Annotated in this window: 24 protein-coding genes and 2 pseudogenes; 16 read left to right on the plus strand and 10 right to left on the minus strand. The window is 68.1% G+C overall.

What is annotated here, in order from left to right; translation table 11 throughout:
• Positions 1-26: 26 nt before the first annotated feature.
• From ccsB to JWP60_RS05555, 3 genes are all read right to left on the minus strand, one after another.
• Positions 27-1,352, minus strand: coding sequence for a c-type cytochrome biogenesis protein CcsB (gene ccsB / locus JWP60_RS05545; RefSeq protein ID WP_299787499.1), 1,326 nt, complete (start codon positions 1,350-1,352; stop codon positions 27-29).
• Complete coding sequence (locus JWP60_RS05550; protein WP_299787502.1) at positions 1,349-3,454, minus strand: cytochrome c biogenesis protein ResB; 2,106 nt, start codon at positions 3,452-3,454, stop codon at positions 1,349-1,351. The genes ccsB and JWP60_RS05550 overlap by 4 nt, the downstream gene beginning before the upstream one ends.
• 91 nt (positions 3,455-3,545) lie before the next feature.
• Positions 3,546-4,289: a c-type cytochrome gene (locus JWP60_RS05555; protein WP_299787561.1), complete on the minus strand. Its 744-nt coding sequence runs from the start codon at positions 4,287-4,289 to the stop codon at positions 3,546-3,548.
• A 130-nt stretch (positions 4,290-4,419) separates the two neighbouring features.
• Between JWP60_RS05555 and yihA the strand changes: the two genes are divergently transcribed.
• Both yihA and JWP60_RS05565 read left to right on the plus strand, forming a co-directional pair.
• Positions 4,420-5,139: a ribosome biogenesis GTP-binding protein YihA/YsxC gene (gene yihA / locus JWP60_RS05560; RefSeq protein ID WP_299787505.1), complete on the plus strand. Its 720-nt coding sequence runs from the start codon at positions 4,420-4,422 to the stop codon at positions 5,137-5,139.
• Between the two features lie 25 nt (positions 5,140-5,164).
• A complete protein-coding gene (locus JWP60_RS05565; RefSeq protein ID WP_299787508.1) occupies positions 5,165-6,058 on the plus strand; it encodes an alpha/beta hydrolase in 894 nt (297 codons plus the stop codon).
• Here the strand turns inward: JWP60_RS05565 and JWP60_RS05570 are convergent.
• Together JWP60_RS05570 and JWP60_RS05575 are read right to left on the minus strand one after the other, a co-directional pair.
• Positions 6,052-6,918, minus strand: a complete 867-nt coding sequence (locus JWP60_RS05570) for a lipid A biosynthesis acyltransferase (RefSeq protein WP_299787564.1) — start codon at positions 6,916-6,918, stop codon at positions 6,052-6,054. The two genes, JWP60_RS05565 and JWP60_RS05570, sit on opposite strands and share 7 nt — an antisense overlap.
• On the minus strand, positions 6,918-7,742 hold the full coding sequence (locus tag JWP60_RS05575) for a lysophospholipid acyltransferase family protein (RefSeq protein ID WP_299787510.1): 825 nt from the start codon (positions 7,740-7,742) through the stop codon (positions 6,918-6,920). Before JWP60_RS05575 ends, JWP60_RS05570 begins: the two co-directional genes overlap by 1 nt.
• Positions 7,743-7,877: 135 nt before the next feature.
• On the opposite strand from JWP60_RS05575, the gene metK reads away from it, so the two are divergent.
• Positions 7,878-9,059, plus strand: coding sequence for a methionine adenosyltransferase (gene metK / locus JWP60_RS05580; protein ID WP_299787513.1), 1,182 nt, complete (start codon positions 7,878-7,880; stop codon positions 9,057-9,059).
• A 102-nt stretch (positions 9,060-9,161) separates the two neighbouring features.
• Here the strand turns inward: metK and JWP60_RS05585 are convergent, their stop codons facing one another.
• Both JWP60_RS05585 and JWP60_RS05590 read right to left on the minus strand, forming a co-directional pair.
• Positions 9,162-10,010 (minus strand): hypothetical protein, encoded by an 849-nt coding sequence (locus tag JWP60_RS05585; protein ID WP_299787516.1) that lies wholly within the window; start codon positions 10,008-10,010, stop codon positions 9,162-9,164.
• On the minus strand, positions 10,007-10,498 hold the full coding sequence (locus JWP60_RS05590) for a hypothetical protein (protein WP_299787518.1): 492 nt from the start codon (positions 10,496-10,498) through the stop codon (positions 10,007-10,009). The genes JWP60_RS05585 and JWP60_RS05590 overlap by 4 nt, the downstream gene beginning before the upstream one ends.
• 214 nt (positions 10,499-10,712) lie before the next feature.
• Here JWP60_RS05590 and JWP60_RS05595 point away from each other — a divergent pair, with 214 nt between their 5' ends.
• Both JWP60_RS05595 and ligD read left to right on the plus strand, forming a co-directional pair.
• On the plus strand, positions 10,713-11,753 hold the full coding sequence (locus JWP60_RS05595; protein ID WP_299787521.1) for a PA2169 family four-helix-bundle protein: 1,041 nt from the start codon (positions 10,713-10,715) through the stop codon (positions 11,751-11,753).
• A gap of 41 nt (positions 11,754-11,794) precedes the next feature.
• The gene (gene ligD / locus JWP60_RS05600) at positions 11,795-14,371 is read left to right on the plus strand and encodes a DNA ligase D (protein WP_299787524.1); all 2,577 of its coding nucleotides are present in this window, start codon (positions 11,795-11,797) and stop codon (positions 14,369-14,371) included.
• A 3-nt stretch (positions 14,372-14,374) separates the two neighbouring features.
• Here ligD and JWP60_RS05605 read toward each other — a convergent pair whose 3' ends face one another.
• The gene (locus tag JWP60_RS05605; protein ID WP_299787527.1) at positions 14,375-15,061 is read right to left on the minus strand and encodes a hypothetical protein; all 687 of its coding nucleotides are present in this window, start codon (positions 15,059-15,061) and stop codon (positions 14,375-14,377) included.
• A 61-nt stretch (positions 15,062-15,122) separates the two neighbouring features.
• Positions 15,123-15,464 (minus strand): hypothetical protein, encoded by a 342-nt coding sequence (locus tag JWP60_RS05610; protein WP_299787530.1) that lies wholly within the window; start codon positions 15,462-15,464, stop codon positions 15,123-15,125.
• 328 nt (positions 15,465-15,792) lie between these two features.
• Here JWP60_RS05610 and JWP60_RS05615 point away from each other — a divergent pair, with 328 nt between their 5' ends.
• From JWP60_RS05615 to JWP60_RS26745, 9 genes and pseudogenes are all read left to right on the plus strand, one after another.
• A complete protein-coding gene (locus tag JWP60_RS05615; protein WP_299787533.1) occupies positions 15,793-16,653 on the plus strand; it encodes a branched-chain amino acid ABC transporter permease in 861 nt (286 codons plus the stop codon).
• Positions 16,653-17,663, plus strand: coding sequence for a branched-chain amino acid ABC transporter permease (locus tag JWP60_RS05620; protein WP_299787535.1), 1,011 nt, complete (start codon positions 16,653-16,655; stop codon positions 17,661-17,663). The genes JWP60_RS05615 and JWP60_RS05620 overlap by 1 nt, the downstream gene beginning before the upstream one ends.
• Positions 17,656-18,420, plus strand: a complete 765-nt coding sequence (locus JWP60_RS05625; RefSeq protein ID WP_299787538.1) for an ABC transporter ATP-binding protein — start codon at positions 17,656-17,658, stop codon at positions 18,418-18,420. Before JWP60_RS05620 ends, JWP60_RS05625 begins: the two co-directional genes overlap by 8 nt.
• Positions 18,407-19,114: an ABC transporter ATP-binding protein gene (locus JWP60_RS05630; RefSeq protein ID WP_299787541.1), complete on the plus strand. Its 708-nt coding sequence runs from the start codon at positions 18,407-18,409 to the stop codon at positions 19,112-19,114. Before JWP60_RS05625 ends, JWP60_RS05630 begins: the two co-directional genes overlap by 14 nt.
• A gap of 31 nt (positions 19,115-19,145) precedes the next feature.
• Positions 19,146-20,309, plus strand: coding sequence for an ABC transporter substrate-binding protein (locus tag JWP60_RS05635; protein ID WP_299787544.1), 1,164 nt, complete (start codon positions 19,146-19,148; stop codon positions 20,307-20,309).
• A gap of 232 nt (positions 20,310-20,541) precedes the next feature.
• Positions 20,542-21,837 carry a c-type cytochrome gene (locus tag JWP60_RS05640; protein ID WP_299787547.1) on the plus strand — a complete coding sequence of 432 codons (1,296 nt, stop codon included), beginning with the start codon at positions 20,542-20,544 and terminating at the stop codon, positions 21,835-21,837.
• On the plus strand, positions 21,834-22,328 hold the full coding sequence (locus tag JWP60_RS05645) for a (2Fe-2S)-binding protein (RefSeq protein WP_299787550.1): 495 nt from the start codon (positions 21,834-21,836) through the stop codon (positions 22,326-22,328). The genes JWP60_RS05640 and JWP60_RS05645 overlap by 4 nt, the downstream gene beginning before the upstream one ends.
• Positions 22,325-22,798 (plus strand): annotated as a pseudogene (locus tag JWP60_RS26740) (molybdopterin cofactor-binding domain-containing protein); the annotation flags it as partial. The gene JWP60_RS05645 and the pseudogene JWP60_RS26740, both read left to right, overlap by 4 nt.
• 344 nt (positions 22,799-23,142) lie before the next feature.
• The gene (locus tag JWP60_RS26745) at positions 23,143-24,558 is read left to right on the plus strand and encodes a molybdopterin cofactor-binding domain-containing protein (RefSeq protein ID WP_363320828.1); all 1,416 of its coding nucleotides are present in this window, start codon (positions 23,143-23,145) and stop codon (positions 24,556-24,558) included.
• 55 nt (positions 24,559-24,613) lie between these two features.
• On the opposite strand, the gene JWP60_RS05655 is transcribed toward JWP60_RS26745, so the two are convergent.
• On the minus strand, positions 24,614-24,820 hold the full coding sequence (locus JWP60_RS05655) for a hypothetical protein (RefSeq protein ID WP_299787552.1): 207 nt from the start codon (positions 24,818-24,820) through the stop codon (positions 24,614-24,616).
• A gap of 209 nt (positions 24,821-25,029) precedes the next feature.
• Between JWP60_RS05655 and JWP60_RS05660 the strand changes: the two genes are divergently transcribed.
• Together JWP60_RS05660 and JWP60_RS05665 are read left to right on the plus strand one after the other, a co-directional pair.
• A complete protein-coding gene (locus JWP60_RS05660; protein WP_299787555.1) occupies positions 25,030-25,179 on the plus strand; it encodes a hypothetical protein in 150 nt (49 codons plus the stop codon).
• A 613-nt stretch (positions 25,180-25,792) separates the two neighbouring features.
• Positions 25,793-26,767, plus strand: a pseudogene (locus tag JWP60_RS05665) (copper oxidase); the annotation flags it as partial.

Consider the following 26,767-nt stretch of genomic DNA (forward strand, 5'->3'; position numbering starts at 1 on the left):
TTCTGACCCGGATCGAGAAAACCCGCTCAGAGCTCCCCGTAGCTATGCAGACCCGACAGGAACATGTTGACCCCGAGGAAGGCAAAGGTGGTCACGGCCAGGCCGACCAGCGCCCACCAGGCCGAGACGGATCCGCGCAGGCCCTTCATCAGGCGCATGTGCAGCCAGGCCGCGTAGTTCAACCACACGATCAGGGCCCAGGTCTCCTTGGGGTCCCAGCTCCAGTAGCCGCCCCACGCCTCGGCCGCCCAGAGCGCGCCCAGCACGGTGGCGATGGTGAAGAAGGCAAAGCCGACGGTGATCGACTTGTACATCACGTCGTCCAGCACCTCCAGCGCCGGCAGCCGCTCGGCGATGCGCTTGCGGCCCACCAGGATGCCGCCGACGATCAGGGCCGAGACGCAGAAGTACCCCAGCCAATAGCTGCTGCTGCTTTCGACCGAGCGGCGGAAGGCCATCGGAATGACGGTGAGGAACACGCCCAGCACCCACAGCGGCGTGAGCCGGTACCAGCGCGTCTCGGTCGCCTGCTGCTTGACCAGGTACGCAAAGGCCACCATCGCCGACAGCGAGAAGGTGCCGTAGCCGATGAAGTTGGCGGGCACGTGCAGCTTCATCCACCAGCTCTTGAGGGCCGGCACCAGCGGCTGGATCTCGTGCGCCTCGCGCGCAAAGGAGTACCACATGAGAAAGCCCACCGCCGCGCTCACCACCAGCATGACGAAGGCGCCCATGGCGCGGGTGCCGTACTGCTGCTCGAAGTACAGGTAGAAGGCGGTCGTCATCCAGCAGAACAGGACGAACACTTCGTAGAGGTTGCTGACCGGGATGTGGCCGACGTCGGCGCCGATCAGGTAGCTCTCGTACCAGCGCACCATCATGCCGATCAGCGCCATGCCAACCGCGGCCCAGGCCAGCTTGGAGCCGATGCCGGACATCGCGTCGAACTGCGTGCGCGAGAACATCCCGATCCAGTAGAAGACGGTGCTCATCACGAACAGCACGCTCATCCAGAGGATGGCCGACTGGCTGGAGAGGAAGTACTTCAGCCAGAAGACGCTGTCGCCACGCGCGAGCTGCCCCTGGTAGGAAGCGATGCCGAGCAGCGAGAAGGCGGCGACCGCCAGCATCAGCACGCGCACGGGTCCCCAGAACCAGCCGAGCCAGATCGCACCCGGCACCGCTGCGACCAGGATGCCTTTCTCGTAGACGTCCATGTACTGCGCGTACTGGCTGAAGGCATAGAGCCCCCCGCCGGCGACGATCAGGGCGAACACCCAGTCGAACGGTGTGCGCCTGGAGAAGAAGCCCTCGTCGAGCGTGATCGAGTGGGTCGTGGTGGCGGTATTCATTGCTTGTCTCCCAGCAGCCGCAGCGAAAGTCTCTTGAATTCCCGGTCCACGTCCAGCTGCTTGCGATTGCTGGAAAGGGCCATGCGCGCCTGTGTCCCCGCGGCGCCCGGAGCGAGCCAGATCCACAGACGCCGTTCGCGAACATAGAGCATCGCGAAAACTCCCAGGATCAGCAAGGCGCAGCCGAGATAGACCACGTAATGACCGGGGGAGCGCGTCACCTGGAACACGCTGGCCTGCACCTGCTTGAAGTCCTTCAGCTCGAAGGCCATGGGCGCGGGGTAGGCAAATGCATCGCTGAGCGCCAGCACCGCCTGGCTCATGAAGGCCTGCGTGCGGTCGTCGCGCGCCAGCGGCTGCAGGCCGGAATGCTCGCGGCTCACCTGCAGCAGCTCGAACAGCGAGCCGTTGAGGATCCGCACCAGCACCTCGCCGGCGCGGGTGCGCTCGGCGGCCGGCACGTTGCCATCGATGAAGTCCGAGACGGCCTGCAGGCCGCCGGTGGCAGTGCCCTTGCCGCGCTCGACCCCGGCAAACAGCGCCAGCGCACGGGCGGCCGACGCGGACAGCTGCTGCGTCAGGGCGGGCTTGGTCGGATCGGTCGCGAGCTGCGCGTACTGGCGCACGGCGGCGTCGCGCAGCGCCGGATCGGCCAGCGCGGCGCGCATGCGCAGGAAGCCATCGAGCGAGCCGTTCTCGTCGGCCGGCAGGCGCAGGTAATGGAAGCCGTCGGCCGTGTCCTCGCGCACCCCCAGCAGGAACACCGGCACGCCCTCGCCCAGGTCCACGGGCAGCATGTAGTTGTGGAATTCGCGCGCCTGGCCCGCCGCATCGCGCAGCTTGTACGTCACGCTCGGGCCGACGTTGCGCAGCAGCTTCTTGGCATTGGCCTTGTTGGCCGAGCCCAGCACCGCATCCAGCGAATCGCGCAGGTTCACCTTGCGCACGTCGGTGGCGCTGCCGGAGGCCGCCGCCAGGTTCTCGACGTTCATGACGCGCAGGCCGGTGTACTCCAGCGTCATCTTGTCCTGGTCGCCGCGCGTGAGCTGGGTCGATGCGCCGATCTGGCCTTCGACGTCGAAGCCGTGGCCGGTGCCGTTCAAGGGCACGGCATTCAACTTCACGGTGGAGCCGCCATCGTCGAAGCTCGATTGGTAGATCTCGACGCCGCGATAGGCGACGGGGTGGTTCACCTCCACCCGCGCTGTCTTGGTCTGCCCCGTCTCGCGGTCGTGGATCACGATGTCGCTGGCGAACAGCTTGGGCATGCCGGTGGAATAGTGTTCCACCACGAACTTCTTCAACTCGATGGAGAAGGGCAGCTCCTGCAGCACGATGCCGTCCGACTGGTTCAACACCGCCGTGGACGACTGGCTGCCCTCGGCCACCATCAGGTTGCCGCGGAACACCGGATTGCCGGCTCCCAGGCGGTACTGCGCCGGCACGTCGGCGAGCATGCCGCCGCCGTTATACGGCTGCTTGCCCCCGAGCCACATCTGCGCGCGCACGATCAGGTCGCCATCGAGCAGGCCGCCCAGGCACACCAGCACGATCGCGCTGTGCGCGCACAGATAGCCGATCTTGTTGGCGCCGCCGGTCTTGGCTGCCACCATCCAGCCGTTGCCGCGCTCTTGCAGGCGCACTTTCCAGCCGCTCTTGGCCAGGTACTGGCCGAGCCGCTGCGCCGCCGCCTGCGGCGCGTCGGGCAACACGCCCTCGGCGCGGTGATGGAAAGCGAGCAGCGCGTTTTCCCGGATGTTTTCCTTGTACGTCTTGAGCTCGCCGACGATCTTGGGCGCGTTGCGGGCGATGCACAGCGAGGTGCTGGTCACCAGGAAGGCCAGGATCAGCAGGAACCACCAGGCGCTGTAGACGCTGTTGAGCTTGATCGCCATGAACAGCTCGGCCCAGAAGGGCCCGAACTGGTTGATGTAGTTGCCCAGGGGCTCGTGCTGCTTGAGCACCGTGCCGATCACCGAGGCGATGCAGATGACGGTCAGCAGCGAGATCGCGAACCGCATCGAGGAGAACAATTCCACCAGTTCGCGCAGCTTCTGCGTTTCGCGCACGGGAGGAACGTCGGCGGCGGTCGTGGTACTCATCGGACTCCGGATGAAAAAAAAGCGGGCCCTCCACAGAGGTGCCCGCCAGTTGGTTACGCCTTGCGACGTTTAGTTCACCACTGCAGCGCTGCTAGCGCAAGCCCGCAATGTAATCCGACACGGCGCGGATCTCGTGATCGTTCAACTTGGCGGCGATCTGCGCCATTTGCGGGCTGTTCTTGCGGATGCCGTCGCGGAAGGCGACCAGCTGGCTGGCGGTGTAGTCGGCGCTCTGTCCCGACAGACGGGGGTACTGCGCCGGGATGCCAGCGCCGTTGGGGCTGTGGCAACCGGCGCAGGCCGGCAGCGCGCGCTGCTGGTTACCGCCGCGGTACAGCTTCTCGCCGATCGTCACCAGCTCCTTGTCCTTGGCGAAGCCCGGCTTCGCCTGCTGCGCCCCCAGGTAGGCGGCGACGTTCTTCATGTCCTGCTCGCTCAGCTGGGAGGCGAAGCCCTGCATGATCGGGTTGGGCCGCTTGCCGCTCTTGAATTCCTGCAGCTGCTTGATGATGTAGTCGGGATGCTGCTGCGCCAGCTTGGGATTGGCTGGCGTGCCGGAGTTCCCGCCGGCGCCATGGCAGGCCGCGCACACCGAACCGAAACGCTGCTCGCCCATAGCCGGATCCGGCTTGCCGGTGGCCGCGGCCACTGCGGCCGGTGCCGAGGGTGCCGGCGTAGCCGCGGCGGGACCGGGCGCGGCCTCGGCGCTGGACGCCTGCGGCGGTGCAGCCGTGAGGCCGGAGGCACCCGCGGCCGGCGCGCTGGCCGCGGGGACAGCGGGCGCGCTCGCGGTGGCGGCCGGGGCGGCCTGCGCGGCGGGTTGCTGGGCCCACATGGGAAGCGCGGTCGCAGCGAGCACGGTGGCCAGCAGCAGGAAAGCAGGCGTCTTGGTCACGTTTCTTGGATTTGATTGGCGCAAAACCCCGGGATTCTACAATGCTGCACTGTCCGCTCTTCCGTTGCCCATGACCTCCCCCCCGGGGCCCCGCGCCCCCGACTCGCCCACCGCCCCGGCGGCCCTCCCGAACAACGCGACACCCGGCGCAGCAACCACCGCCGCGCAAGCCGTCGGCTGGCTGCACACCGCGCGCTTCCTTACCACCGCCCCGCGCCTGGAGCACCTGCCGGAACTGGGAGTGCCGGAGATCGCCTTCGTCGGCCGCTCCAACGCGGGCAAGTCGACCTGCATCAACACGCTCACCCAGCAAAAGCGCCTGGCCTTCGCCTCGAAGACGCCGGGACGCACGCAGGCGATCAACCTGTTTGCACTGGGCCGGCAGGGGACGACCGACGCCGTCCTGGCCGACTTGCCCGGCTACGGCTATGCGGCCGTGCCGCGCGCCGACAAGATCCGCTGGCAACAGGTGATGGCCAGCTACCTCGTCACGCGCGACACCCTGACGGGGGTGGTGATGCTGGTCGACCCGCGCCACGGCCTGACCGAGCTGGACGAGGTCCTGCTCGAGGTGATCCGCCCGCGCGTCGAAGCCGGCCTGAAGTTCCTGGTGCTGCTCACCAAGGCCGACAAGCTCAATCGCTCCGAACAGAACAAGGCGCTGTCCATTGCCCGCCTGCAGACCGGGGGCGGCGAGACGCGCCTGTTCTCCGCCCTGAAGAAGCAGGGCGTGGAAGAGGCCTCGCTGCTCCTGTGGCAGTGGGCGCACCCGGAACCACCGCCGACCTGACAGGGCTCGTCACGAGGGAGGTCTCATGCGCATCCAGACCTGGCAGCAGCCGCTGCCCCATGGCATCACCCTCAGTTGCCGGGCGGCCGGCGAGCGCGGACGGCCGGTGCTGATGTTCCTGCACGGTTTTCCTGAAGCCGCCTTCGTGTGGGACGAACTGCTCGCGCACTTCGCCCGCCCCGAACACGGCGGCTTCCGCTGCATCGCGCCCAACCTGCGCGGCTATGAGCAGTCCTCGCAGCCCGCCGACGTGGCGGCCTACCGCCCCAAGCACCTGGTGCAGGACATCGCCGCCCTCGTGCAGATCGAGGGCGCACCGCTGGCCTGCCTGGTGGCGCACGACTGGGGCGGCGCGGTGGCGTGGAACTTCGCCAACCAGTTGCCGCAACTCACGCAGCGGCTGGCCATCATCAACTCGCCGCATCCGGGCACCTTCCTGCGCGCCCTGCAGACCAGCGCCGCGCAGCAGGAAGCCAGCGCGTACATGAACTTCCTGGTGCGGCCCGACGCCGAGGAACTGCTGCGGGCCGACGGCTACCGGCGCCTGCTGGACTTCTTCACGCATTGGGGCGCCGCGTCCTGGCTCACCGACGAGGTCAAGGCGAAGTACCGCGCGGTGTGGGACGCCAGCCTCACCGGCGGCCTGAACTACTACCGCGCCTCGCCGCTGCGCCCGGCGCGCGAGGGCGATGCGGCGCTGTCGCAGGTCACCCTGCCCCGCGAGATGTTGACGGTGGACATTCCCACGCTCGTGCTCTGGGGCATGCAGGACCCCGCCCTGCTGCCGGAACTGGTGGAGGGCCTCGAGGACTATGTGCCGCATCTGACGCTGCACAAGGTGGCCGACGCGTCCCACTGGATCGTTCACGAACAGCCGCAGCTGGTCGCACAACGCCTCGCCGACTTTCTCGCTCAGTAGACGCCCGGCTCGCCCGGCGGGCGCGACTTGAAGCGCTTGTGCACCCAGTAGTACTGCGAGGGGATCTCGTCGATGTACTCCTGCAGCCGGCGGTTCATGAGGGCCGTGTCCGCTGCCAGGTCGCCCGAGGGAAAGCCCGCCCAGGGCTCGTGCACCTGCAGTTCGTACCCCGCGGGCGTCAGCTTGACGACCACCGGCACGACCTTGGCCCGGCCCAGCCGCGCGAAGCGCGAGAGCGAGGGCACGGTGGCCGCCGGCACGCCGTAGAAGGGCACGAAGATCGATTCCTCGGCGCCGAAGTTCATGTCCGGCAGCAGGTACATCACGTCGCCGGCACGCACCGCCGCAATGAGCTCGCGCACGCCCTCGGAGCGGTTCATGGGGCGCGGATTGATGCCGAAGCGGTGCCGCCCCTTCAGCACCCAGGCATCGATCACCGGATTGCTCTGCGGCGTATAGATGCCGATGAAGCGCCGCGGCACCTGCTGCGACAGGCCGGTCGCGCCCGCGTCCATGCCGACGAAGTGCGGCGCGAACACGATGGTCGGCGTGTCGCCGGCCAGCTCGCGGACAGCGCCGGTCAGCACCAGCCGGCGACGCACGACCTCCGGGTCGGCATGCCATAGCCACGCGCGATCGAGGAAGGACTGCGCCACGTGCACGAAGGTCTCGCGCGCCACCCGCCGCCGCTGGCGCTCGCTCCAGTGCGGAAAGCACAGGCGCAGGTTGACGTTCACCACCTGGCGTCGCGGCCACACCAGCAGGTACAGCAGCAAGCCCAACACGGACCCGAGGGCACGAATCCAGGACAGCGGCAGCGGCGCCAGCCAGCGCAGCAGGCGAACCCCCAGCCGGCTCATCACGAGGTGACCTCCGCGCGCGGCTGCTTGTAGCGGGCATAGCCCCACAGGTACTGCGTCGGGCCGGCACGGACCATGCGCTCCATCTCCTGGTTGATTTGCGTGGCGGCGGTGCGCGGGTCGCGTGCCAGTTCGCCCTCGAAGCGGTGCACGTGCACGTGATAGCCGCGGCCCTGGGGCAGGCGCTCGCCCCACACCAGCAACAGCACGGCCCCGGTCTGCTGCACCAGCCGCGCCGGCAGGGTCATGGTGTAGGCCTCGCGGCCGAAGAACGGCGCCCACACACCCAGCCCCTGTGGCGGCACCTGGTCGGGCAAGAGGCCGACCGCTTCGCCGGTTTTCAATGCCCGCAACATTTGGCGCACGCCGGCCAGCGTGGTGGGCACGGCGGTCATGTTCTCGCGGCTGCGCGAGGTGGCCACCAGCTCGCGCAGCCAGGGCTTGCGAGCGGGCCGGTACAGCACCGTGACCGGGCCGAAGCGCTCGGCGTACGAGCGCGCGGTCACTTCGAAGCACCCGAGGTGTGGCGTGAGGAACACGACGCCCCGCCTCGCGGCCCGCAGCTCCTGGATCATTTCGGCCTGGTCCCAATGGACCGCCGGCATCGGGCCGAACCACAGCCGCGGCGTCTCGGCGACCAGCTTGCCGGCCTGGGCGATGCCCTTGCGCACCTGCGCCGGGGCAAAGCCGGCCTGCCGCGCGTTCTGCGCGAAGCGGCGGCGGTAGGTGGGGGAAAGGAGCCAGGTCAGCCAGCCGATGCCGGTGCCGAAGAAGTGCAGCAGGCCCAAGGGCCACCCCGAAAGGAACTGGAAGAGGGATTTCACGCCGGTTAGAATTTGCGCGTCGCCGAGTTACGGAACTACTTGCAGGGCGACGTTAAAGAACATCTGCTAAAGCGTTCGCCCAAGCTCCGGCAGAAGGCAACGCGCCTTCTCAATGCAACAGCGGAGTGTATTCAAATGGCGAACGACTTTCTCTTCACGTCCGAGTCCGTCTCGGAAGGCCACCCGGACAAGGTGGCCGACCAGGTCTCCGACGCGATCCTCGATGCGATCTTCACGCAGGACCCGCGCAGCCGCGTCGCGGCCGAAACGCTGACCAACACCGGCCTCGTGGTGCTGGCCGGCGAGATCACCACCAACGCGCACGTCGACTACATCCAGGTCGCGCGCGACACCATCAAGCGCATCGGCTACGACAACACCGACTACGGCATCGACTACAAGGGCTGCGCGGTGCTGGTCGCCTACGACAAGCAGTCCAACGACATCGCGCAAGGCGTGGACCACGCCTCCGACGACCACCTGAACACCGGGGCCGGCGACCAGGGCCTGATGTTCGGCTACGCCTGCGACGAGACGCCGGTGCTGATGCCCGCGCCGATCTACTACGCGCACCGGCTGGTGGAGCGCCAGGCGCAGCTGCGCAAGGACGGGCGCCTGCCCTTCCTGCGTCCCGACGCCAAGTCGCAAGTGACCATGCGCTATGTCGACGGCAAGCCGCACAGCATAGCCACGGTGGTGCTCTCGAGCCAGCACGCGCCCGAGATGAGCGACGGTCACAAGATGAAGCCGGCCTTCATCGAGGCGGTGATCGAGGAGATCATCAAGCCGGTGCTGCCGGCGGAGTGGCTGAAGGAAACGAACTACCTGATCAACCCGACCGGCCGCTTCGTCATCGGCGGTCCGCAGGGCGACTGCGGCCTCACGGGCCGAAAGATCATCGTCGACACCTACGGTGGCGCCTGCCCGCACGGCGGCGGCGCGTTCTCGGGCAAGGACCCGTCGAAGGTGGACCGTTCGGCCGCCTATGCCGCACGTTATGTGGCGAAGAACATCGTCGCTGCAGGCATTGCGCGCCAGTGCCAGATCCAGGTGGCGTACGCGATCGGCGTGGCGCGGCCGATGAACGTGACGGTCTACACCGAAGGCACCGGCGTGATCCCCGACCACAAGATCGCGCAACTCGTGAGCGAGCACTTCGACCTGCGGCCGAAGGGGATCATCCAGATGCTGGACCTGTTGCGCCCGATCTACCAGAAGACCGCCGCCTACGGCCACTTCGGCCGCGAAGAGCCGGAGTTCACCTGGGAGCGGACGGACAAGGCGCAGGCGTTGCGGGCGGCGGCGGGCCTCAAGTAAGGCGTTCGAGGTTCAGCCCGCATTTCATTGCGGGCTTGACAACAGGCCGCATGGATCCCGGGTGAAGCCCGGGAGACATCCTTGCAGCTCACGCCCCCTTGATTACTGCGACGACGCGGTCTGCGGCCGCTCGTATTCCGCCCGCTTCATCTGCACGTACGTGTCGCGGTCCATCTCATGCAGCTGCCTGGGATAGCGCTCCGTGGCGGAGAACCAGTTCTCGATGCGGCGCTCCACGCGCTGTGCCGGCGGGGCGTCCATCGTGTTCAGGTAAGAATCGATCGCCAGGTAATAGCGCATCGCGTTGCGCTCCACCGCGCCGCGCACGCCATCCGTGGTGAAGCCCACCTTGCTTGCGCCCGCGGTGGCCAGGTAGGCCTGCATGGCGAAGCGGCCGGCGCCGCCGAAGCCGTACGCGTAACTCATGTGCATGAAGGTGCGGCCGCCGTCGAGGGGAATCGCCTCCACGTCGATGTGATAGTCGCGCGTGCCGAAGGGGCCCTGGCCTGCGTTCAGCCGCGTTTCCAGGAAGTCGGCGCCGGAGCTCACGTTGTTGAAGCTGAAGTCGATGGGATACGCATCGGCCACCGGCTGGTTGTACTTGCGGCCGATGCGCACCGAGAGGCGATTGCCGCTCGCGCGGCAGGCCTTGGTGTTGAAGGGCAAGAGCATGATGTCGCACCATGCGTTCGGGTCCGTCATGGCCTGCTTCACCTGGTCGTACGGGTGATCCAGCACGGCGTAGATGTCGCCTTGCAGCGAGTTGCTGGTCTGGCTGGAGTCGATGTGCATCTGGCGCCCATAGGAGTTGCTGCGCAACTCTTCCCGGAGGTCGTTGTACTTGCCATGGAGGCTGCCGGCGTCCGCGTGCGCGGCGACGGCGCCCAGCGACAGCAGGCAGGCGGCGCCGGCCCCAGCGAGCCAGCGGGCAAGGTTGGTGGAGCGGGTCATGCGTTCTTCCTGTAGGGGTCGGCCTCGGCCTCGCCCATGGGCGTGGTCTCGGCCTCGGAATTGGGTGCCACTGTGATTTCGGACTCTTCTTCCAGGAAGGCCTGGACGTCGAGCTGGATGCCGCCCATGAACAGCGAGTGCGGCGACACGTCGAACACGTAGCGGCCGCGCGGATTGAGCACCAGCCGCATGCGCAGCTTGGGGTTCTCTATGCCCTCCCAGGCCCGGATCAGCCGCGTGCGAACCAGGTTGTCGGGGCACTGCAGCGACTTGAGCTTGTGGTGGTTGGCAGCCAGGTCGATCGCATCCAGGTACCAGGGCGACTGCTTGTTGCGCGCCAGCAGGTTGGCCGAGAGGTCGACCTCCAGCGTGAGCTGGTTGCCCTCCACTTCGAGCACCAGGTTGCGTCCGAGCAAGCCCCCGTTGGCCTCGCCGTACTTGTACGTGAGGTGCAGATGGGACGGCGTTTTTCTCAATGAATATTTCATGGGCATCACCCTTCAGGACAGAGTGCTGCAGCCGCGCCTGCGGGCTTGTAGGACGGCACAGTGATTGCCTGTGCGCGCGCTCAGCCAGCAGCGGGCGCGCACGGCCCGCCCGACGTTTCCTACATTCGATGTGGGCATTTGGACCTCGTGGCCGCTGGGTCACCGTCCCAAGATCAAGGCAGACCTTTCCATGAACCTACAAGGAGCACGCAACATGGCTGCTGAAGAACGCGAAGAACAGGACAACCTCAACCGGGACCCGATCACCGACGAACCCGGCGCGCACCCGATCGGCACCGGAGTCGGCGCGACCGGCGGTGCTGTTGCCGGTGCGGCTGCCGGCTCGATCGCAGGCCCCGTCGGCGCAGCGGTCGGCGGCGTCGTGGGCGCGGTGGTCGGCGGCCTGGCCGGCAAGGCCGCCGGCGAAGCCGTCAACCCCACCGCCGAAGAAGCCTTCTGGCGGGAGAACTACAACAAGGAGCCTTATTACGAGCAGGGCCGCAGCTTCGACGACTACGGGCCGGCGTATCGCCTGGGCCTGTCGGGCCGCGAGCGCTCCCCGGACCCGTGGGACAACGTGGAGCCGCGCCTCGCCTCCGAGTGGCAGGGCAACCGCAGCAGCTCCAGCCTCGACTGGCAGCGCGCCAGCCCAGCGTCGCAAGCGGCCTGGCGCCGTGCCGACGAGCAATACCGCAACTACAGCCCCTCGAGCACCAACATGGCCGCCACCGGTGGCGCCAATGGCATGGCGGCGGCCACGGGTGTGGCGGGCGCAGTGGGCGCGATGCAGACGGCTGGCAACAACGATGGGGATCGCGGCGACGTGGTCGACGTGCTGAAGGACCTGGTCGAATGCTGCAAGGACGGCGAGTACGGCTTCCGCGAGTGCGCCGAGCAGGCCACGCGCCCCGACCTGAAGTCGAAGTTCATGCAGCGTGCCGAAGACTGCCGCCGTGGCGCGCAGGAACTGAACGAGTGCATCAGCCAGTACGGCGGCACGGTCGAAGATGGCGGCAGCGCGATGGGCGCCATGCACCGCGGCTGGGTGTCGATCAAGTCCAAGATGACCACCTATGACGACAAGGCGGTGCTGGAGGAGTGCGAGCGCGGCGAAGACAACGCCAAGGCCCGCTACACCAAGGCGCTGCAGAAGAACCTGCCCTCGGATGTGCGCCAGGTGGTGGAGCGCCAGATGCAGGGCGTGCAGCGCAACCACGACGAGATCAAGATGCTGCGCGACCAGGCCCGGGTATAACGCACCAGACGAGGGGGTCTGCGCCCCCTCGTCCTCGCTGCATGACCGACAAGAGCGCACTTCAGAAATACCGCGACAAACGCAACTTCGACGCCACGCCGGAGCCGGCGGAAGGCGGCGAGGCGAACGAGGGCGACCGCAGCTTCGTGATCCAGAAGCACTGGGCCACGCGGCTGCACTACGACTTCCGGCTGGAGCTGGAAGGCACGATGAAAAGCTGGGCCGTGCCCAAGGGCCCCAGCTACGACCCCAACGACAAGCGCATGGCGATGCCCACCGAGGACCATCCCATCGCGTACAACCGGTTCGAAGGCACCATCCCCGCCGGCAACTACGGTGCGGGCAAGGTGATCATCTGGGACAAGGGCACGTGGATTCCGCTGGAAGACCCGCACAAGGGCTTCCGCGATGGCAAGCTCAAATTCGAATTGCGCGGGCACAAGCTGCATGGCCACTGGGCGCTGGTGCGCATGAAGGGCCGCGGCAACGGCCGCGAGGATCCCTGGCTCCTGATCAAGGAGCGTGACGCGTTCGCGCGCCCTGCCAGCGAATACAGCCTGGTCGACGAGATGCCCGATTCGGTGCAGGCGCTGCAGGATCGTCCTGCGGCGGCCGCACCGGCCCAGGCACAGGCGATCGTTGCGGCTGCAACGACTCCCGCCGTCGGCCCGCCCGCCGGTGCGCGCCGCGCCGCCCTGCCCGCCACCCTGCAGCCCGAGCTTGCCGTGCTGGTCGACGAGGCCCCGGGCGACCCGCAGGACTGGATCTTCGAGATCAAGTTCGACGGCTACCGCATGCTGGCGCGCGTCGAGGGCGGCGCGATCCAGCTGCTCACGCGCAACGGCAACGACTGGACGAGCCGCCTCCCCGGCTTGCTGAAAGCACTGCGCAGCATGGACCTGCCCGACGGCTGGTATGACGGCGAGATCATCATGCCGGGCGTCGACGTGCCGGCGGATTTCCAGGCGCTGCAGGGCGCCTTCGACAGCCAGCGCACCGAGCAGATCGTCTACTACCTGTTCGACCTGCCCTATTGCGCCGGCCAGGACCTGCGCGACGTGCCGCTGGTGGAGCGGCGCGCCGTGCTGCAGCGCATCGTCGAACGGCAGCCGCATGCCAATGTGCGCTTCAGCGCGGTGTTCGACGTCGCGCCGCAGGCGATGCTGGAATCGGCCTGCCGTCTCGGCCTCGAAGGCGTGATCGCCAAGCGGCGCGACTCGGCCTATGTATGCCGCCGTTCCAGCGACTGGATCAAGCTCAAATGCAAGCTGCGCCAGGAATTCGTGATCGGCGGCTGGACCGACCCGAAAGGCTCGCGCACCGGCATCGGCTCGTTGCTGCTGGGCGTGCACGAGGGCGACGGCACGCTGCGCTATGCCGGCAACGTCGGCACCGGCTTCAACGAGCAGGCGCTGCGCGAGTTGCGGCGGCAGCTCGATGCGCTGCCGGCGAGCAAGAAGCCCTTTGCGACCGGCACCGGCATTCCGCGCGACGCGCACTGGGTGCAGCCGCAACTGGTGTGCGAGGTCTCGTTCGGCGAATGGACGCGCGACGGCAAGGTCCGCCACTCGGTGTTCCACGGGCTGCGCAGCGACAAGCCGGCCGATGCGGTGGGCCAGGAGCCGGTGCTGCATGAAGCACCGCCCGACCGCCCTGCCAGGGCCAAGCCGCGCAAGGCCGCGCCGCCGGCCGCCGCTCCGGTCGCACCTGCACCCCGGGCGGCCAGCACGCTGCCGCCCACGCTGCGCATCAGCAATCCCGAGCGCGTGATCGACCCGCAGAGCGGTATCAGCAAGATCGAGCTGGTGCGCTACTACGCACTGGTCGCGCCCGCGATGATGGTCCACCTCGAGGACCGGCCCATCGCGATGGTGCGGGCGCCCGACGGCGTCGAGGGCCAGTTATTCTTCCAGAAGCACCTGGACCGCTACAAGATGACCGGCGTGGTGCCCCTGGATCCCGCGATCTTTCCGGGGCATCCGCCCATGGTGAAGATGGAAAGCGCCGACGGCCTGCTGTCGGCCGCGCAGATGAACGTGGTGGAGATTCACACCTGGAACGGGGTGGTCCGCACGATTGATCGTCCCGACCGCATGACCTTCGACATCGACCCGGGCGAGGGAGTCACCTGGCCGCATATCCAGGAGGCCGCCACCCTGGTGCGCGCGCTGCTCGAGGAATTGCAGTTGCCGGTGTTCCTCAAGACCAGCGGCGGCAAGGGCCTGCACCTGGTGGTGCCGCTGAAGCCGGCGCTGGACTGGGACACGGTGAAGTCCTTCTCCCAGGCCGTGGTGCAGCACCTGTCGCGCATGCTGCCGGATCGCTTCGTCGCCAAGAGCGGCGGGAGCAATCGGGTCGGCCGCATCTTCATCGACTACCTGCGCAACGGCTACGGCGCGACGACCGCCTGCGCCTGGTCGGCGCGCGCGCGGCCTGGCCTGGGCATCTCGGTGCCGGTGCGCTGGGACGAACTGCCCGCGCTCAAGAGCGGCGCCCACTGGACGGTCGCCACGGTCCACAGCCGCCTCGACCAGGGCAATGCGCCGTGGGACGACTACGAGGCCAGTCGGGCGACGCTCGATGAGGCAATGAAGAAGCTGGGCTTCGAACCGCGCTGACGTTCAGGCCGCGGGCGGGCACCAGGGAAAGCGCAGGTGCACCGCCTGCCCCTCGCGGGAGATGCCCGCGCCCTCGCTGGCGGCAATCGCTTGCAGGTCGGCCCATTCGATCTTGCGGTAATTGGCTTCCGCGGTGAAGCCCTTGTCCGCATGCGTCGGCCGCAGCGTGATGGTGATCGAGACCCCGTCGTCCTGCGCCTGCGCGGTGAGGACCAGGTCCGCCGGCCCGGGCCAGTGATCGGTGCAATGCACCAGCGCACCGGTCAGCAGGTTGCGCATCGCGCTGCGGCGCACCAGTCCTGCCAACGGCGTGGTCTCGTTGCGCAGCGCGTAGCCGCGAAAGCTCAGGCTGGTCGCCAGCAGCAGCGTGCATTCGCGCAGCGCCTCGGGCACCGGCGTGGTCGCCGCGTCGTCCTGCGCCAGCCAACCGACCACGTCGATGCACGACTGCAGCGCCGCCTTGGCGAAGCCGTTGATCTTGCCGGCGCTGTCCTGCACGTTCGCCAGATCCGGCGTGGCCGCGCGCAGCCGGCGCTCCATCACCTCGTAGATCATCCCGATCGGCTGCAGGTTGACCACCAGGTGATGGCGCATCGACGGCGCCAGCCGCCGCAGCAGCGCATAGCGTGCCGCCTCCGCGGCGGCCGAGGGAAAGGAGCCGCTGGCGACGGGAGAATTCGGTGCCGGCATCGGCCCAGCGTATTTCACCGCCGCCGGGCTGTCAAACGCGGGCGTAGGGCCGGTTCAGGCCCTAATGGGCGGTGATGCGCGCGCGCTCCGCGGCCTCGCGGCGTACCTGCTCCTGCGACTTCAGGAAGTCCTGGTAGTCGTCCTGCTGCAGGCGCCCGTCGGCACCGAAGCGGCAGCGGGCGTAGTAGGTGCTGGTAAGCAGGTAGGCCGTGAAGCGCACCTCGGTCACGTAATAAGCGTCCAGCCCCTCGCCGTACCTGTTGGTGTGCACGCGCGCCAGCCCGGTCTGCGGGTTCAGGCGCAGCGGCTTCACCCGCTCGTAGCAGGCGGTGGCCATCTCGGCTTCGGTCAGCGCGAAGGCCGGCAAGCTGCAAGCGAGCAATGCAGCCAGGCCCCATCGCATTCCATTCTTCTTCCGCACGAAGTGCCCTTCTTGCATTGCCCTGGACGGAACCGGCCCGTGGACCGGCTGCGCAGGAGTGGCAAAGTACATCAGCCGGTCCCCGCCGGGTGTCCGCACAAACACGATTGCCCTCGCGGCGGCGAACACGTAGGTGCTAAAGCAGAAATTCTGCGCGAAGATGCGCGATCGGCAGCCGCAGACGGCTTCGTCTACGGGGTTTCCCTTGGATCGTGGCCATCCGGGCCCTGCGCGTCCCCGGCGCGACTGACGCTGCCTGCGCGCCTGCCTACATTCGATGGCTTTGCCTGGTGCCGCCCAACCCCGCTTCATGGAACTCTTCCTTCAGCAAGTGCTCAACGGGCTGACGCTCGGCGGGATCTACAGCCTGGTCGCGCTCGGGCTCACGCTGGTCTACGGCATCCTGCAGGTGCCGAACTTCGCGCATGGTGCCTTTTACATGGCGGGCGCCTTCGTGTCTTTCCACCTGATGGCGGAGTGGGGCCTCAACTACTGGCTGGCGATGCTGGGCTCGGCGGCGTGCGTGGCCGCCCTCGCCACGCTGGCGGAGCGGCTGGTGTTCCATCCCTTGCGCCACAGCAGCGGCCTGCATCCCATGATCGCGGCGATCGGCCTGCTGCTGTTCCTGGAAGCGAGCGCGCAGGCGATCTGGGGCGCCGACTTCCAGCGCATGACGACGCCCTACACCGGCATCCTCGAGTTCGGTGGCGTGACGGCGCCGGTGCAGCGCCTGCTGATCGTGGGCGCCGCGTTCGGACTGATGGTGGTGCTGCACCTGTTCCTCACGCGCACCGTGACGGGCTCGACCATCATCGCGATGGCGCAGAACCGCGAGGGCGCTTCGCTGGTGGGCATCGATGCCAACAAGGTGTCGATGCTCACGTTCGCCATCTCGGGCGTGCTGGCCGCGGTGGCCGCCACGCTCTATGCGCCGATCAACCTGGTGTATCCCGCCATGGGCGACCTGGTGATCACCAAGGCTTTCGTGATCATCATCCTGGGCGGGATGGGCAGCGTGCCGGGCGCCATCGTCGGCGGCCTGATCATCGGCTTTGCCGAGAGCTTCGGCGCCTTCTATCTTTCGACCGACTACAAGGACATCATCGCCTTCGCGCTGCTGGTGGGCATCCTGTCGCTGCGGCCGCAGGGGCTGTTCAAGGGGGCGCACTGATGCGGTATCTCACCGGCAAGCCGGGCTGGCTGCTGCTGTTCGTGCTCGGCCTCGCCTTTCCCTTCCTGGCGAAGAACGACTATCACCTGACGGTGATGTCCACCGCCTACATCTTCGCGCTGGCCACGATCGGGCTGAACCTGATCACCGGCTACACGGGCCAGTTCAACCTGGCGCACAGCGGCTTCATGGCGGTGGGTGCGTACACGGTGGGCATCCTCACGGTGGACCATCACGTGCCCTTCTGGATCGCCTTCGCGCTTTCGGGCGTGGTGGCGACGGCCCTTGGCTTCTTCGTCGGGCTGGTGTCGCTGCGCCTGAAGGGCCACTACTTCTCGATCTTCACGCTGTGCGTGGGCTACATCATGTACCTGGTGATCGAGAAGTGGGAAAGCCTCACGCACGGCACCGTCGGCATCATCGGCATCCCCGCGCCGGCAGCGATCGGCCCGCTCTCCTTCGACTCGCCGCGCGCCCTGTATTACCTGGTGTTCTTCTTTCTCGCGCTCGGAATGTTCGTGATGCACCGCATCGTCAACTCGCTGCTGGGACGCACCTTCGTCGCGATCCGCAACGGCGAGGCGCTGGCCGAGGCCCTGGGCATCCCGCTGATGCGCAACAAGCTGCTGGCCTTCATGCTCTCGGTGTTCTACGCCGGGCTGGCGGGCGGCCTCTATGCCGGCTTCGTGCGCTTCCTCGGCCCGGGGCTGGCCAGCGTGGACCACAGCTTCGACATGACCATGTACATGCTGGTGGGCGGACTGGGCACGCTGCTCGGGCCGCTGCTCGGCGCCGTCGCCGTGCCCTGGCTCACGCAGTACCTGCAGTTCCTGCAGGAGTACCGCTTCATCGTCTTCGGGCCGATCCTGATCGCGCTCGTGATCTTCGTGCCGCACGGCATCGTCGGCAGCTGGCTGGGGTGGCGCGCACGCCGTCATGCCGCCGCGCCGCCCGCGCAGCCCACGCCGGAGCCCGCGGGCGCTGCGGCACCGGGAGCCAGCCGTGCTTGAGATCCGCGACGTCAGCAAACGCTTTGGCGGCCTGGCCGCCGTCAACGCGGTCACCACCACCATAGAGCGGGGCAAGGTCAACGCCATCATCGGCCCCAACGGCGCCGGAAAAACCACCTTCTTCAACCTGGTGGGCGGCACGATCGCGCCGAGCTCGGGCCAGATCGTCTACGACGGCCGGGAGATCACCGGCTTGCGAGCCGACCAGGTCGCGGCCCTGGGCATCTCGCGCACCTTCCAGGCGACCACCCTGTTCGACATGGCGACGGTGCTGGACAACCTGATCGTGGGCCACCGGCTGCGCACGCGCTCGGGCCTGGTGGACGTGTTGTTCAACTCCAGTCGCCTGCGCGCAGAGGAACGCACCTGCCGCGAGAAGGCCCGCGAAGCGCTGGACTTCGTCGGCCTCTCGCCGGTGGCGCATCGGCTGGCCGGCGACATCTCGCAGGAGGAGCGCAAGCGCGTCGCCTTGGCGCTGGCGCTGGCGACCGACCCGAAGCTGGTGCTGCTCGACGAACCCGCGGGCGGCGTCAATCCGGAAGAGACCGTGGGCCTGGCCGACCTCATTCGCAAGTTCGTGCGCCACGGCATCACGGTGTGCCTGATCGAGCACAAGATGAACATGATCATGAGCCTGGCCGACAAGATCATGGTGCTCAATTACGGCGAGAAGATCGCCGAGGGCACGCCGGCGGAAATCCGCCGCGACCCGGCGGTGATCGACGCCTATCTTGGGAGCGAGCATGCTGACGTTTGAGAACGTCTCGCAGCACTACGGCAGCTTTCGCGCCCTGGACGGCATCAGCCTGCAGGCCAGGGAGGGCGAACTGGTCGTGCTGCTCGGGGCCAACGGCGCGGGCAAGAGCACGATCTTTCTCACCGCCAGCGGACTGCGCAAGGCCACCGGCGGCTCCATTCGCTTTCGCAACCAGGAGCTGGTGGGCATGAAGCCCTCGGACGTGGTGCAGCGCGGGGTCGTGCTGTGCCCCGAAGGGCGCAAGCTCTTTGCGCAGATGACGGTGCTCAAGAACCTGATGCTCGGCGCCTACGTGCATCGCCGCGATCGCGCGGGCAACCAGAAGAAGCTGCAGGAAGTCTTCGAACTGTTCCCCATCCTGCACGAGCGGCGCGAGCAGACCGCCGGCGCGCTCTCGGGCGGACAGCAGCAGATGGTGGCCATCGGCCGCGCGCTCATGGGACGGCCGCAGGCGCTGTTGCTCGACGAGCCCTCGCTGGGCCTGGCGCCCCTGGTGGTCAAGCAGATGTTCGACGTCATCCAGCGCATCAACAAGAGCGGCACCACGGTGCTGCTGGCCGAACAGAACGCCTATGCCGCCCTGAAGATCGCCGGCCGCGCCTACGTCATCGAGGGCGGTCGCATCGTGCTGGAAGGCGACCGCGACAGCCTTCTGGGCAACGAGAAGGTCCGCAAGGCCTACATCGGTGCCTGAGCTTTTTTACCAGCAGTCCAAGGAGACAACCATGGCTTTCCCCTCGCAACTCAAACGCATCGCCGGCGCGGCCGCACTGGCATTCGCCGCGAGCGCACCCGCGTTCGCCCAGGAAGTGGTGAAGATCGGCTACTCGGGCCCGCTTTCGGGCGGCGCCGCCCTGTACGGCAAGAACGTGCTCGATGGCATGCAGATGGCCGTCAACGAGATCAACGCCGAAGGGCTTGAGGTCGCGGGCAAGAAGGTCAAGCTGGAGATCGTCGCCCTCGACGACAAGTACAACCCGAGCGAGACGGCGATCAACGCGCAGCGCCTGGTGCAGGAGTACAAGACGCCGGCGATCCTGGTGCCGCATTCGGGCGGCAGCTTCGCCCTGCAGACCAACAACGAGGCGCAGAAATACCTGCTGCTGTCGTACACCAGCGTGCCGCAGGTGACCGCGCGCGGCAACAAGCTGACGCTGCGCATCCCGCCGGAGTTCACGGCCTACGTGCAGCCCTTCATCAAGTACTCGATGGGCAAGTTCGGCAAGAACCTGGCCATCGCCAACGGCGACCACGACTATGCAAAGGCATGGACGGCGATCTTCAAGCCGGCCTGGGAAGCGGCGGGGGGCAAGGTCGTCGCCGAGAACCCGATGTCCTATAACAAGTCCGCCGACTTCTACAGCGGCGTGAGCAAGGTGCTGGCCGCCAAGCCCGACGTGCTGTTCATCGGCGGCGCGTCCGAGCCGACCGGTCTGGTTGCCAAGCAGGCGCGCGAACTGGGCTTCAAGGGCGGCTTCGTGATCCTCGACCAGGCCAAGATGGACGAGATGGCCAAAGTGGTGGGCGGCTATGCGCCGCTGGAAGGCTCGATCGGCGTGCTGCCGCTGATGGACGATCCCGCGCCGGATTCCAAGGCCTTCGTGCAGCGCTTCCAGAAGATCTACCCGGGCCGCATTCCCAGCTCGGAAGTCTCGCTGAACTACACGGCGATCCACGCCACGGCCCTGGCGATGAAGCTGGCCGGCAGCGTGACCGATGCGGCCGCCATCCGCGTCAACCTCGACAAGGCGATGAAGCAGCTGCCCCCGGCTCACAACCCGAACGGCATGAACGGCGTGGACGCGCGCGGCGGCTCGCTGGCGGACACGCAGGTCGGCGTGGTGGAGGGGGGCAAGGTGAAGGAGCGGGCGCTGAAAGACTTCAGGTAATCCCGATATGGATGTCATCCCGGGCTTGACCCGGGATCCACGCAGCGCCTGTGCACGCCGTCGTGGGTTGCGGGGTCAAGCCCGCAATGACACCCAGTTCCATGCCCGGCCGGAGCTCCCGCGGCAGCTGGACCGAGTGCAGATTTGCTTACCTCCGGTTGCACTGCCGCCCGACGGCGCCTTTGCAGGCTAAGCTCCTGCGCCTCGACAAGACGAACCGAGGAGCCCCCCTTTGGCCATCTCTTCCAGGCCGCGTAGACGAGGCCTGCGTTCCACGCTGGCCGTGCTGCTGGTGCTGGCCCTCGCTGCCTTCGCATTCGCCTGGCGGGCGCCGATCGCGCGCGTCGCCACGCCCGCCACCGCCTCTTTTGACGCGGCAACGGTGCACCGCGGCGCGCGGCTGGCAGCCATGGGCAACTGCGTGAGCTGCCATACGACCGGCGACGGCGCCGCCTTTGCCGGCGGCCGCGGCCTGCCCACGCCCTTCGGCACCGTGTTCGCCACCAACATCACGCCTGATGGCGAGACCGGCATCGGCGGCTGGAGCGAGGCGGCCTTCATGCGCGCGCTGCGCGAAGGCGTATCGCGCGACGGCCACCTGCTCTACCCGGCGTTCCCCTACGACCACTTCACGCGGCTGGCCGACGGCGACATCCACGCGCTCTATGCCTATCTCATGACGCGCACGCCGGTGCACGCGGTCGCGCCCGCCAACCGGCTGACGTTTCCGCTGCAGTTCCGTCCGTTGCTGGCGGGATGGAACCTGCTTTTCCTGCAGCAAGGACCGCGCACGCAGACCGCTTCCGGCGAGGCCGGCCGAGGCGCCTACCTGGTCGAGGCGCTGGCGCATTGTTCCGCCTGCCACTCGCCGCGTAACCGCCTGGGCGCCGAGCAGCACGATCGCTTCCTGGCCGGCGGCGAGGCCGAGGGCTGGCATGCGTCCGCCCTGAACGGGCAGTCCGAATCGCCGCTGCCGTGGAGCACCGAAGCGCTCGCGGCTTACCTGCGCACCGGCCTGGTCCCCGGCCATGCGATGACGGCCGGTCCGATGCAGGACGTGGTGCGCAGCCAGTCCGAGGTCGATCCGGCCGACGTGCACGCGATCGCCACGTACATCACCGGTGCCATGGGCCCGCCCTCGCCCGAGCGGCAGACGCGCGAGGCGGCGGCGCGCCAGCGGGCGCAAGGACCGCTGCACCAGGACGGCTCCCCCGGCGCGCGGCTCTATGCCGACAACTGCGCGGCCTGCCACGACGCGGGCCGCGGGCTCTCCTCCAACAGTGCGTTGCGGCTGCCGCTGGCGGTGGCACTCTACATGCCGGATCCGCGCAACCTGCTGCACATCGTGCGCCAGGGCATCCAGCCGGTGGCCGGCCGCCCCGGCCGCTGGATGCCGCCGTTCGAAGGCACGCTGAACGAGGAGCAACTCGCCACCCTGGCCGACTGGCTGCGCCGCGAGGCGACCGGGGAGCCGCCCTGGACCGATCTCGCGCGCGCCCTGCAGGACACCCGTCCGCCCACACCATGAGCACCAACCTCCAAGTGAACGGCCACACGCAGGCCGTCGACGCCGACCCGGCAACACCGCTGCTGTACGTGCTGCGCGACGACCTGCAAATGAACGGCGCCAAGTTCGGCTGCGGCCTGGGCCAGTGCGGCGCCTGCACGGTGATGGTGGGCGGCGCCGCGGTGCTGTCCTGCCTCACGCCGCTGTCGGCCGTGGGCAACCGGCCGGTGAAGACCATCGAAGGGCTGGGCACGGTCGACAAGCCCGGCGTTTTGCAGCGCGCCTTCATGGACGAACAGGCGGCGCAGTGCGGCTATTGCATCGCCGGGATGGTCATGCGAGCGCAGGCGCTGCTGGAGCGCAATTCCTCGCCCAGCGATGCCGAGATCCGCGAGCACATGGCGATCAACCTGTGCCGCTGCGGCACCCACATGCGCATCCTGCGGGCGGTGCACAGGGCGGCCAAGGGCTGGCAGTCGGCTGCAGCGGGCACCACGGGGCACGCGACATGAGCGCCCTCCTCACCCGGCGTTCCGTGCTGGCCGGCGGTGGCGCGCTGGTGGTCGCCTTCGGCCTGCGACCCAGCGGTTGGGCCGCCCCCGCCGCACCGGCCGCGGGCGCGGGCGACGGCGCGCCCGCGCTGCCCGGCAGTCTCTCCAAGCTGCCCTTCCTCGACGGCTGGATCCAGGTCGGCGCCGATGGCCGGGTCACCGTCTTCACCGGCAAGGCCGAACTGGGCCAAGGCATCAAGACGGCCCTGGTGCAGGTCGCCGCCGAGGAACTGGTGGTCGACCCGGCGCGGCTGACGATCGTCACCGCGGACACTTCGCGCACCGCCGACGAGGGCTACACCGCCGGCAGCCACTCCATGCAGGACAGCGGCACTGCCATCCGCAATGCCGCGGCCCAGGTGCGAGTGATCCTCGCGGGCTTGGCCGCACAGCGCCTGGGCGTCGCCCCCGAGCAGCTGCAGGTGCGCGACGGCACCCTCAAGACGGCGGACGGCCGCAGCGTCGGCTATGGCGAACTGGTCGCCGGCAACGTGCTGCACGTGCAGGCACAGCCGCAAAGCGTGCTGCGCCCGACAGCGCAGTTCACCGTCATGGGCCGCAACCTGCCGCGGCTGGACATCCCGGCCAAGGTCACCGGGGGCGTCGCGTTTGTGCAGGACCTGCGCCTGCCAGGGATGGCGCATGCCCGCGTGCTGCGGCCGCCCAGCCCAGGCGCGCAGCTGCGCAACCTGGACACCGCCGCCATCGAGAAGCTTCCGGGCGTGCTGAAGGTGGTGCGCGACGGCCGCTTCGTGGCCGTGATCGCGCAACGCGAATGGCAGGCCGTCACGGCGTGCGCGCCCTGGCCGCGGCTGCCCAATGGGACGAACGGCCCACCCTGCCGCAGCAGAACCGGCTCTATCTCGAGGTGCTGTCCTGGCCGCGGCAAGACGTCGTCGTCACCGAGCAGGGCAACGGCATCGCTGCCGGCGTCAAGAACGTCTCGGCCGGCTACGTGCGGCCTTACCAGTTGCACGGATCCATCGGTCCCTCCTGCGCCGTCGCGCAAGTGCAGGACGGCACGACCACGGTCTGGACCCACAGCCAGGGCGTCTTCCCGCTGCGCAAGGCGCTGGCGGAGCTGCTGGGCCAGGGCGACGACAAGGTGCGCTGCATCCACGTCGAGGGCTCCGGCTGCTACGGCCACAACGCGGCCGACGACGTCGCGGGGGATGCCGCGCTGCTGGCGCAGGCGCTGCCCGGCCGGCCGGTGCGCGTGCAGTGGATGCGCGAGGACGAGCACATGTGGGAGCCCTACGGCCCGCCCATGGTCACCGGCCTGCAGGCGGCGCTGGATGCTTCCGGCACCATCACCTCCTGGCGCTTCGAGGTCTGGAGCAACACGCACAACCAGCGCCCGGGCAAGGCCGGCGACCTGCTCGCCGGCCAGCACGTGGCCCGGGCCTTCCCGCCTTCGCCGCCGAAACCCGGGCAACAGCCCGAAGGCGCGGGCGACCGCAATTCGATTCCGCTGTACGCGATTCCCAACCTGCAGGTGCTGCATCACTTCATCCCGGGCATGCCGCTGCGGGTGTCGGCGCTGCGCTCGCTGGGCGCTTACATGAATGTGTTCTCCATCGAGAGCTTCATGGACGAGGTGGCGCGCGCCGCGGCAGCGGACCCGGTCGCTTTCCGCCTGAAGCACCTGCAGGATGCCCGGGCACAGGAAGTGATCCGCGTCGCGGCGGCCAGGTTCGGCTGGGACGGCTGGCACCGGCAGCCGGGTCGCGGCCGCGGCTTCGCCTTTGCACGCTACAAGAACCTGGCCGCCTATTGCGCGATCGCCTGTGAAGTGGAGGTGCGGCGCGACACCGGCGAACTCTCCGTGCTGCGCGTGGTGGCGGCCGTGGACAGCGGCGAGGTCGCCAGCCCCGACGGCGTGCGCAACCAGATGGAGGGCGGCATCGTGCAGTCGACCAGCTGGACGCTCTCCGAGGAAGTGCGCTTCGACACCACACGGGTGCTGTCACGCGACTGGGCGGGCTATCCGATCCTGCGCTTTCCGCGCGTGCCGCAAAGCGTCGAAGTGCACATCGTGCCACGGCCCGGCCAGCCCTTCCTGGGGACGGGCGAGGCGGCCCAGGGACCGATGTCGGCGGCGCTGGCGAATGCGGTGGCGGACGCGACCGGGGTGCGCGTGCGGCAGTTGCCGCTGACGCGCGACCGCCTGCGCCAGGCGCTGGCGGCGTGAAGGCGACACCGCCTTCGTGGAGGGCGTGCAGCAATCGGCGCCGCCGGCCCCCTTCCTAGACGTGTTCCAGGTAGGTCAGGATCAACGCGGCCGTCAGCGAGGTGAGGCACAGCACGCCGACGGCGACGGCGCCCCACTTGCATAGCTCGGCCCAACGATCCTCGTGCTCGGCCCGCTGCGCCAGTTCCTCGGCCAGGTCGAAGTCGCTCAGGAGCTCCCACCGTTTTGCCGAAGCCGAGACTTTCCGCGCGAGCACTTCCATGCCGGTACACCTTGACGGGTTACTACGTGGGAGAGCCTATCACAAGGCCCCAGCAGGCCTTTAGGTGAGTTCCGCACAGCTTTTTCGCGGCACCACGGTGCCGAACTGCAGGCGCGATCGTGCCAACTTGCGACGAAGGTGTGCACGCCGCAGGGCACCATCCGCAGAATGACGGCACAGCGCCGTCAACGAGCGCGGAGGAGACTGCCATGAATCCATCCCGGTTGCCCTGTGGTCCGGACGAGTACGACTTCGAGCCTGCCGGACCCGGCATGCTGGCCAGCCGCAGCTTCTGGGTCGGTGGTGCGGTATCCGCCGGGATCTGGACGCTGTTGTTGCTCGCCGTCGTGCCAGCCTGACTTGAGCCTGAACGCAAAGGCTTTCGCAGTCGCGCGTGGGCGGCTGCCCACGCGATGGGTTTGTACAAACCCATCGCGACGGACACCCCTCCTTACAGATTCAGCACCTTGGTGCCGCCACCGCGAGCACCTTCGCACCTGCGGGTGCAGCCGCCCGCTGACCTAACCTGCAGTGGCCTCGCAGATCCTGCGAGCGCACCCCCGGCGCCCGCCGCCCGGGCGGCCTCTTCCCTCGCAGCGCGCCGCTACGGCAGCGCGCAAATTGGGGGACTCCAGTCCAACTTTTGCTGCTTCCTTAAGTCGCCGTTGCCCGGAACGCCGTGGGTTCCGACAAGCGGCCCGCACAAGCATGGATGGCAAGTAGCTGCGCATCAGCCTCCCGTCAGGCGGGGCAAGGCCCCCTCCACCGTCCCCCACGCGGGGGGGATTTTCCCCCGGATCCGGTGGGTGCCTGCGCCCTAGGCCGCGCAACTCCGCGTTAGAACCAAAGGTAACTTAAGCCGCGGAACGGAAATCCTCGTTTCCATGCGCTGGCACGCTTGATGCGTTTTTGCCTGTGCAGGGGCAGTCCAGATCGTTGCTCGCAACGAAATATTCCAACTGAGGAGCTTTCATGAAGCCATTCACCGGCAAGAGCGGAGGCGGGGTTCGACCCGTCACCAGATTTGTTCTGACGGCGGTCTGCGTAGCCGCCATGGGTTCGGTCACGTTCACCGCGCAAGCGGCGCTCGACCCCTTCGGCCCACCTGCGGCCACTGACCCGTCTGCCGAGACGGACCAGCCGGCGGATCCCAGGCCGGCGCTGCTGAATCTGCTGACGCTGCCCGAGGCCAACGAGGGAGCCCTGGAACTGCCGGGCGGCGTCTTTGCCGCGAAGAAGGACGTGGGCACCGCGAACGTGATCCAGCGCGACGCGCTGTTCCCGTTCAACTATCCCACGAACGGGCTGCCCAGCCCCATGTTCGGCGCGCAGCCCTTCACCCAGAAGCTGCTGATGTTCGAAGAATTCGGTCCCGAGAAGCTGGATCCCAGCGTGCAGGCCGGAACTTCGCCTTTCCCGCGTCCGAGCCTGGGTGCCAACCCGGAGCAGGACCCCACCAGCGTCTCGGCGAGCGGCCCCGCCAGCCTGGCCCTCGACTCTTTCCTGGCTCAGAGCGGCATTTCGCCCTTCCCGACGCGCGAGTCCAACACGCTCCTGAGCAACCCGTGGCAATCGGACGTGGAACTGTTCCTCGGCCGCTTCCTGAGCAGCCCGCCGGCCGAAGGCCGTCCCCCGGGAGAAGGCTGGGCCCACCAGCGCTGGAACGAGTTCTTCCCGCAGTCTTTCTACAAGACCGCGCAGGCGGGCGCTCGCAGCAACGGCGGCCTGCGTGACAACAAGCAACTGCACCACTACAGCGTCGGCGAGTTCGGCCCTGGCGGCCTGTACTTCAACACCACGGGTCTCCCCGGCTTCGACGGTACGACCAAGGGCATCCTGCCCCGCATCCACCCGAACATGCCGGTGCAGAACCACCAGTCGCTGTGGACCTTCGACGGCACCTTCCCGCCGAAGCTGCTGATGGCGCGCTATGGCCAGCCGATCATG

Source organism: Ramlibacter sp. (genome assembly GCF_028291745.1).
In the GTDB taxonomy this organism is placed as follows: Bacteria; Pseudomonadota; Gammaproteobacteria; order Burkholderiales; family Burkholderiaceae_C; genus Ramlibacter.

Excerpts from the sequence above, each read along its gene's own strand:
- JWP60_RS05615 (WP_299787533.1), top strand. The coding sequence starts at position 15,793 with ATGGAACTCTTCCTTCAGCAAGTGCTCAACGGGCTGACGCTCGGCGGG.
- JWP60_RS05620 (WP_299787535.1), top strand. The coding sequence starts at position 16,653 with ATGCGGTATCTCACCGGCAAGCCGGGCTGGCTGCTGCTGTTCGTGCTC.
- JWP60_RS05660 (WP_299787555.1), top strand. The coding sequence starts at position 25,030 with ATGAATCCATCCCGGTTGCCCTGTGGTCCGGACGAGTACGACTTCGAG.
- JWP60_RS05555 (WP_299787561.1), bottom strand. The coding sequence starts at position 4,289 with ATGTGGGCCCAGCAACCCGCCGCGCAGGCCGCCCCGGCCGCCACCGCG.
- JWP60_RS05565 (WP_299787508.1), top strand. The coding sequence starts at position 5,165 with ATGCGCATCCAGACCTGGCAGCAGCCGCTGCCCCATGGCATCACCCTC.
- JWP60_RS05605 (WP_299787527.1), bottom strand. The coding sequence starts at position 15,061 with ATGCCGGCACCGAATTCTCCCGTCGCCAGCGGCTCCTTTCCCTCGGCC.
- JWP60_RS05595 (WP_299787521.1), top strand. The coding sequence starts at position 10,713 with ATGGCTGCTGAAGAACGCGAAGAACAGGACAACCTCAACCGGGACCCG.
- JWP60_RS05630 (WP_299787541.1), top strand. The coding sequence starts at position 18,407 with ATGCTGACGTTTGAGAACGTCTCGCAGCACTACGGCAGCTTTCGCGCC.
- JWP60_RS05645 (WP_299787550.1), top strand. The coding sequence starts at position 21,834 with ATGAGCACCAACCTCCAAGTGAACGGCCACACGCAGGCCGTCGACGCC.
- metK (WP_299787513.1), top strand. The coding sequence starts at position 7,878 with ATGGCGAACGACTTTCTCTTCACGTCCGAGTCCGTCTCGGAAGGCCAC.
- ligD (WP_299787524.1), top strand. The coding sequence starts at position 11,795 with ATGACCGACAAGAGCGCACTTCAGAAATACCGCGACAAACGCAACTTC.
- JWP60_RS05590 (WP_299787518.1), bottom strand. The coding sequence starts at position 10,498 with ATGAAATATTCATTGAGAAAAACGCCGTCCCATCTGCACCTCACGTAC.
- JWP60_RS05550 (WP_299787502.1), bottom strand. The coding sequence starts at position 3,454 with ATGAGTACCACGACCGCCGCCGACGTTCCTCCCGTGCGCGAAACGCAG.
- JWP60_RS05610 (WP_299787530.1), bottom strand. The coding sequence starts at position 15,464 with ATGCGATGGGGCCTGGCTGCATTGCTCGCTTGCAGCTTGCCGGCCTTC.
- JWP60_RS05655 (WP_299787552.1), bottom strand. The coding sequence starts at position 24,820 with ATGGAAGTGCTCGCGCGGAAAGTCTCGGCTTCGGCAAAACGGTGGGAG.
- JWP60_RS05635 (WP_299787544.1), top strand. The coding sequence starts at position 19,146 with ATGGCTTTCCCCTCGCAACTCAAACGCATCGCCGGCGCGGCCGCACTG.
- ccsB (WP_299787499.1), bottom strand. The coding sequence starts at position 1,352 with ATGAATACCGCCACCACGACCCACTCGATCACGCTCGACGAGGGCTTC.
- yihA (WP_299787505.1), top strand. The coding sequence starts at position 4,420 with ATGACCTCCCCCCCGGGGCCCCGCGCCCCCGACTCGCCCACCGCCCCG.
- JWP60_RS05570 (WP_299787564.1), bottom strand. The coding sequence starts at position 6,918 with ATGAGCCGGCTGGGGGTTCGCCTGCTGCGCTGGCTGGCGCCGCTGCCG.
- JWP60_RS26745 (WP_363320828.1), top strand. The coding sequence starts at position 23,143 with ATGGCAGGCCGTCACGGCGTGCGCGCCCTGGCCGCGGCTGCCCAATGG.
- JWP60_RS05585 (WP_299787516.1), bottom strand. The coding sequence starts at position 10,010 with ATGACCCGCTCCACCAACCTTGCCCGCTGGCTCGCTGGGGCCGGCGCC.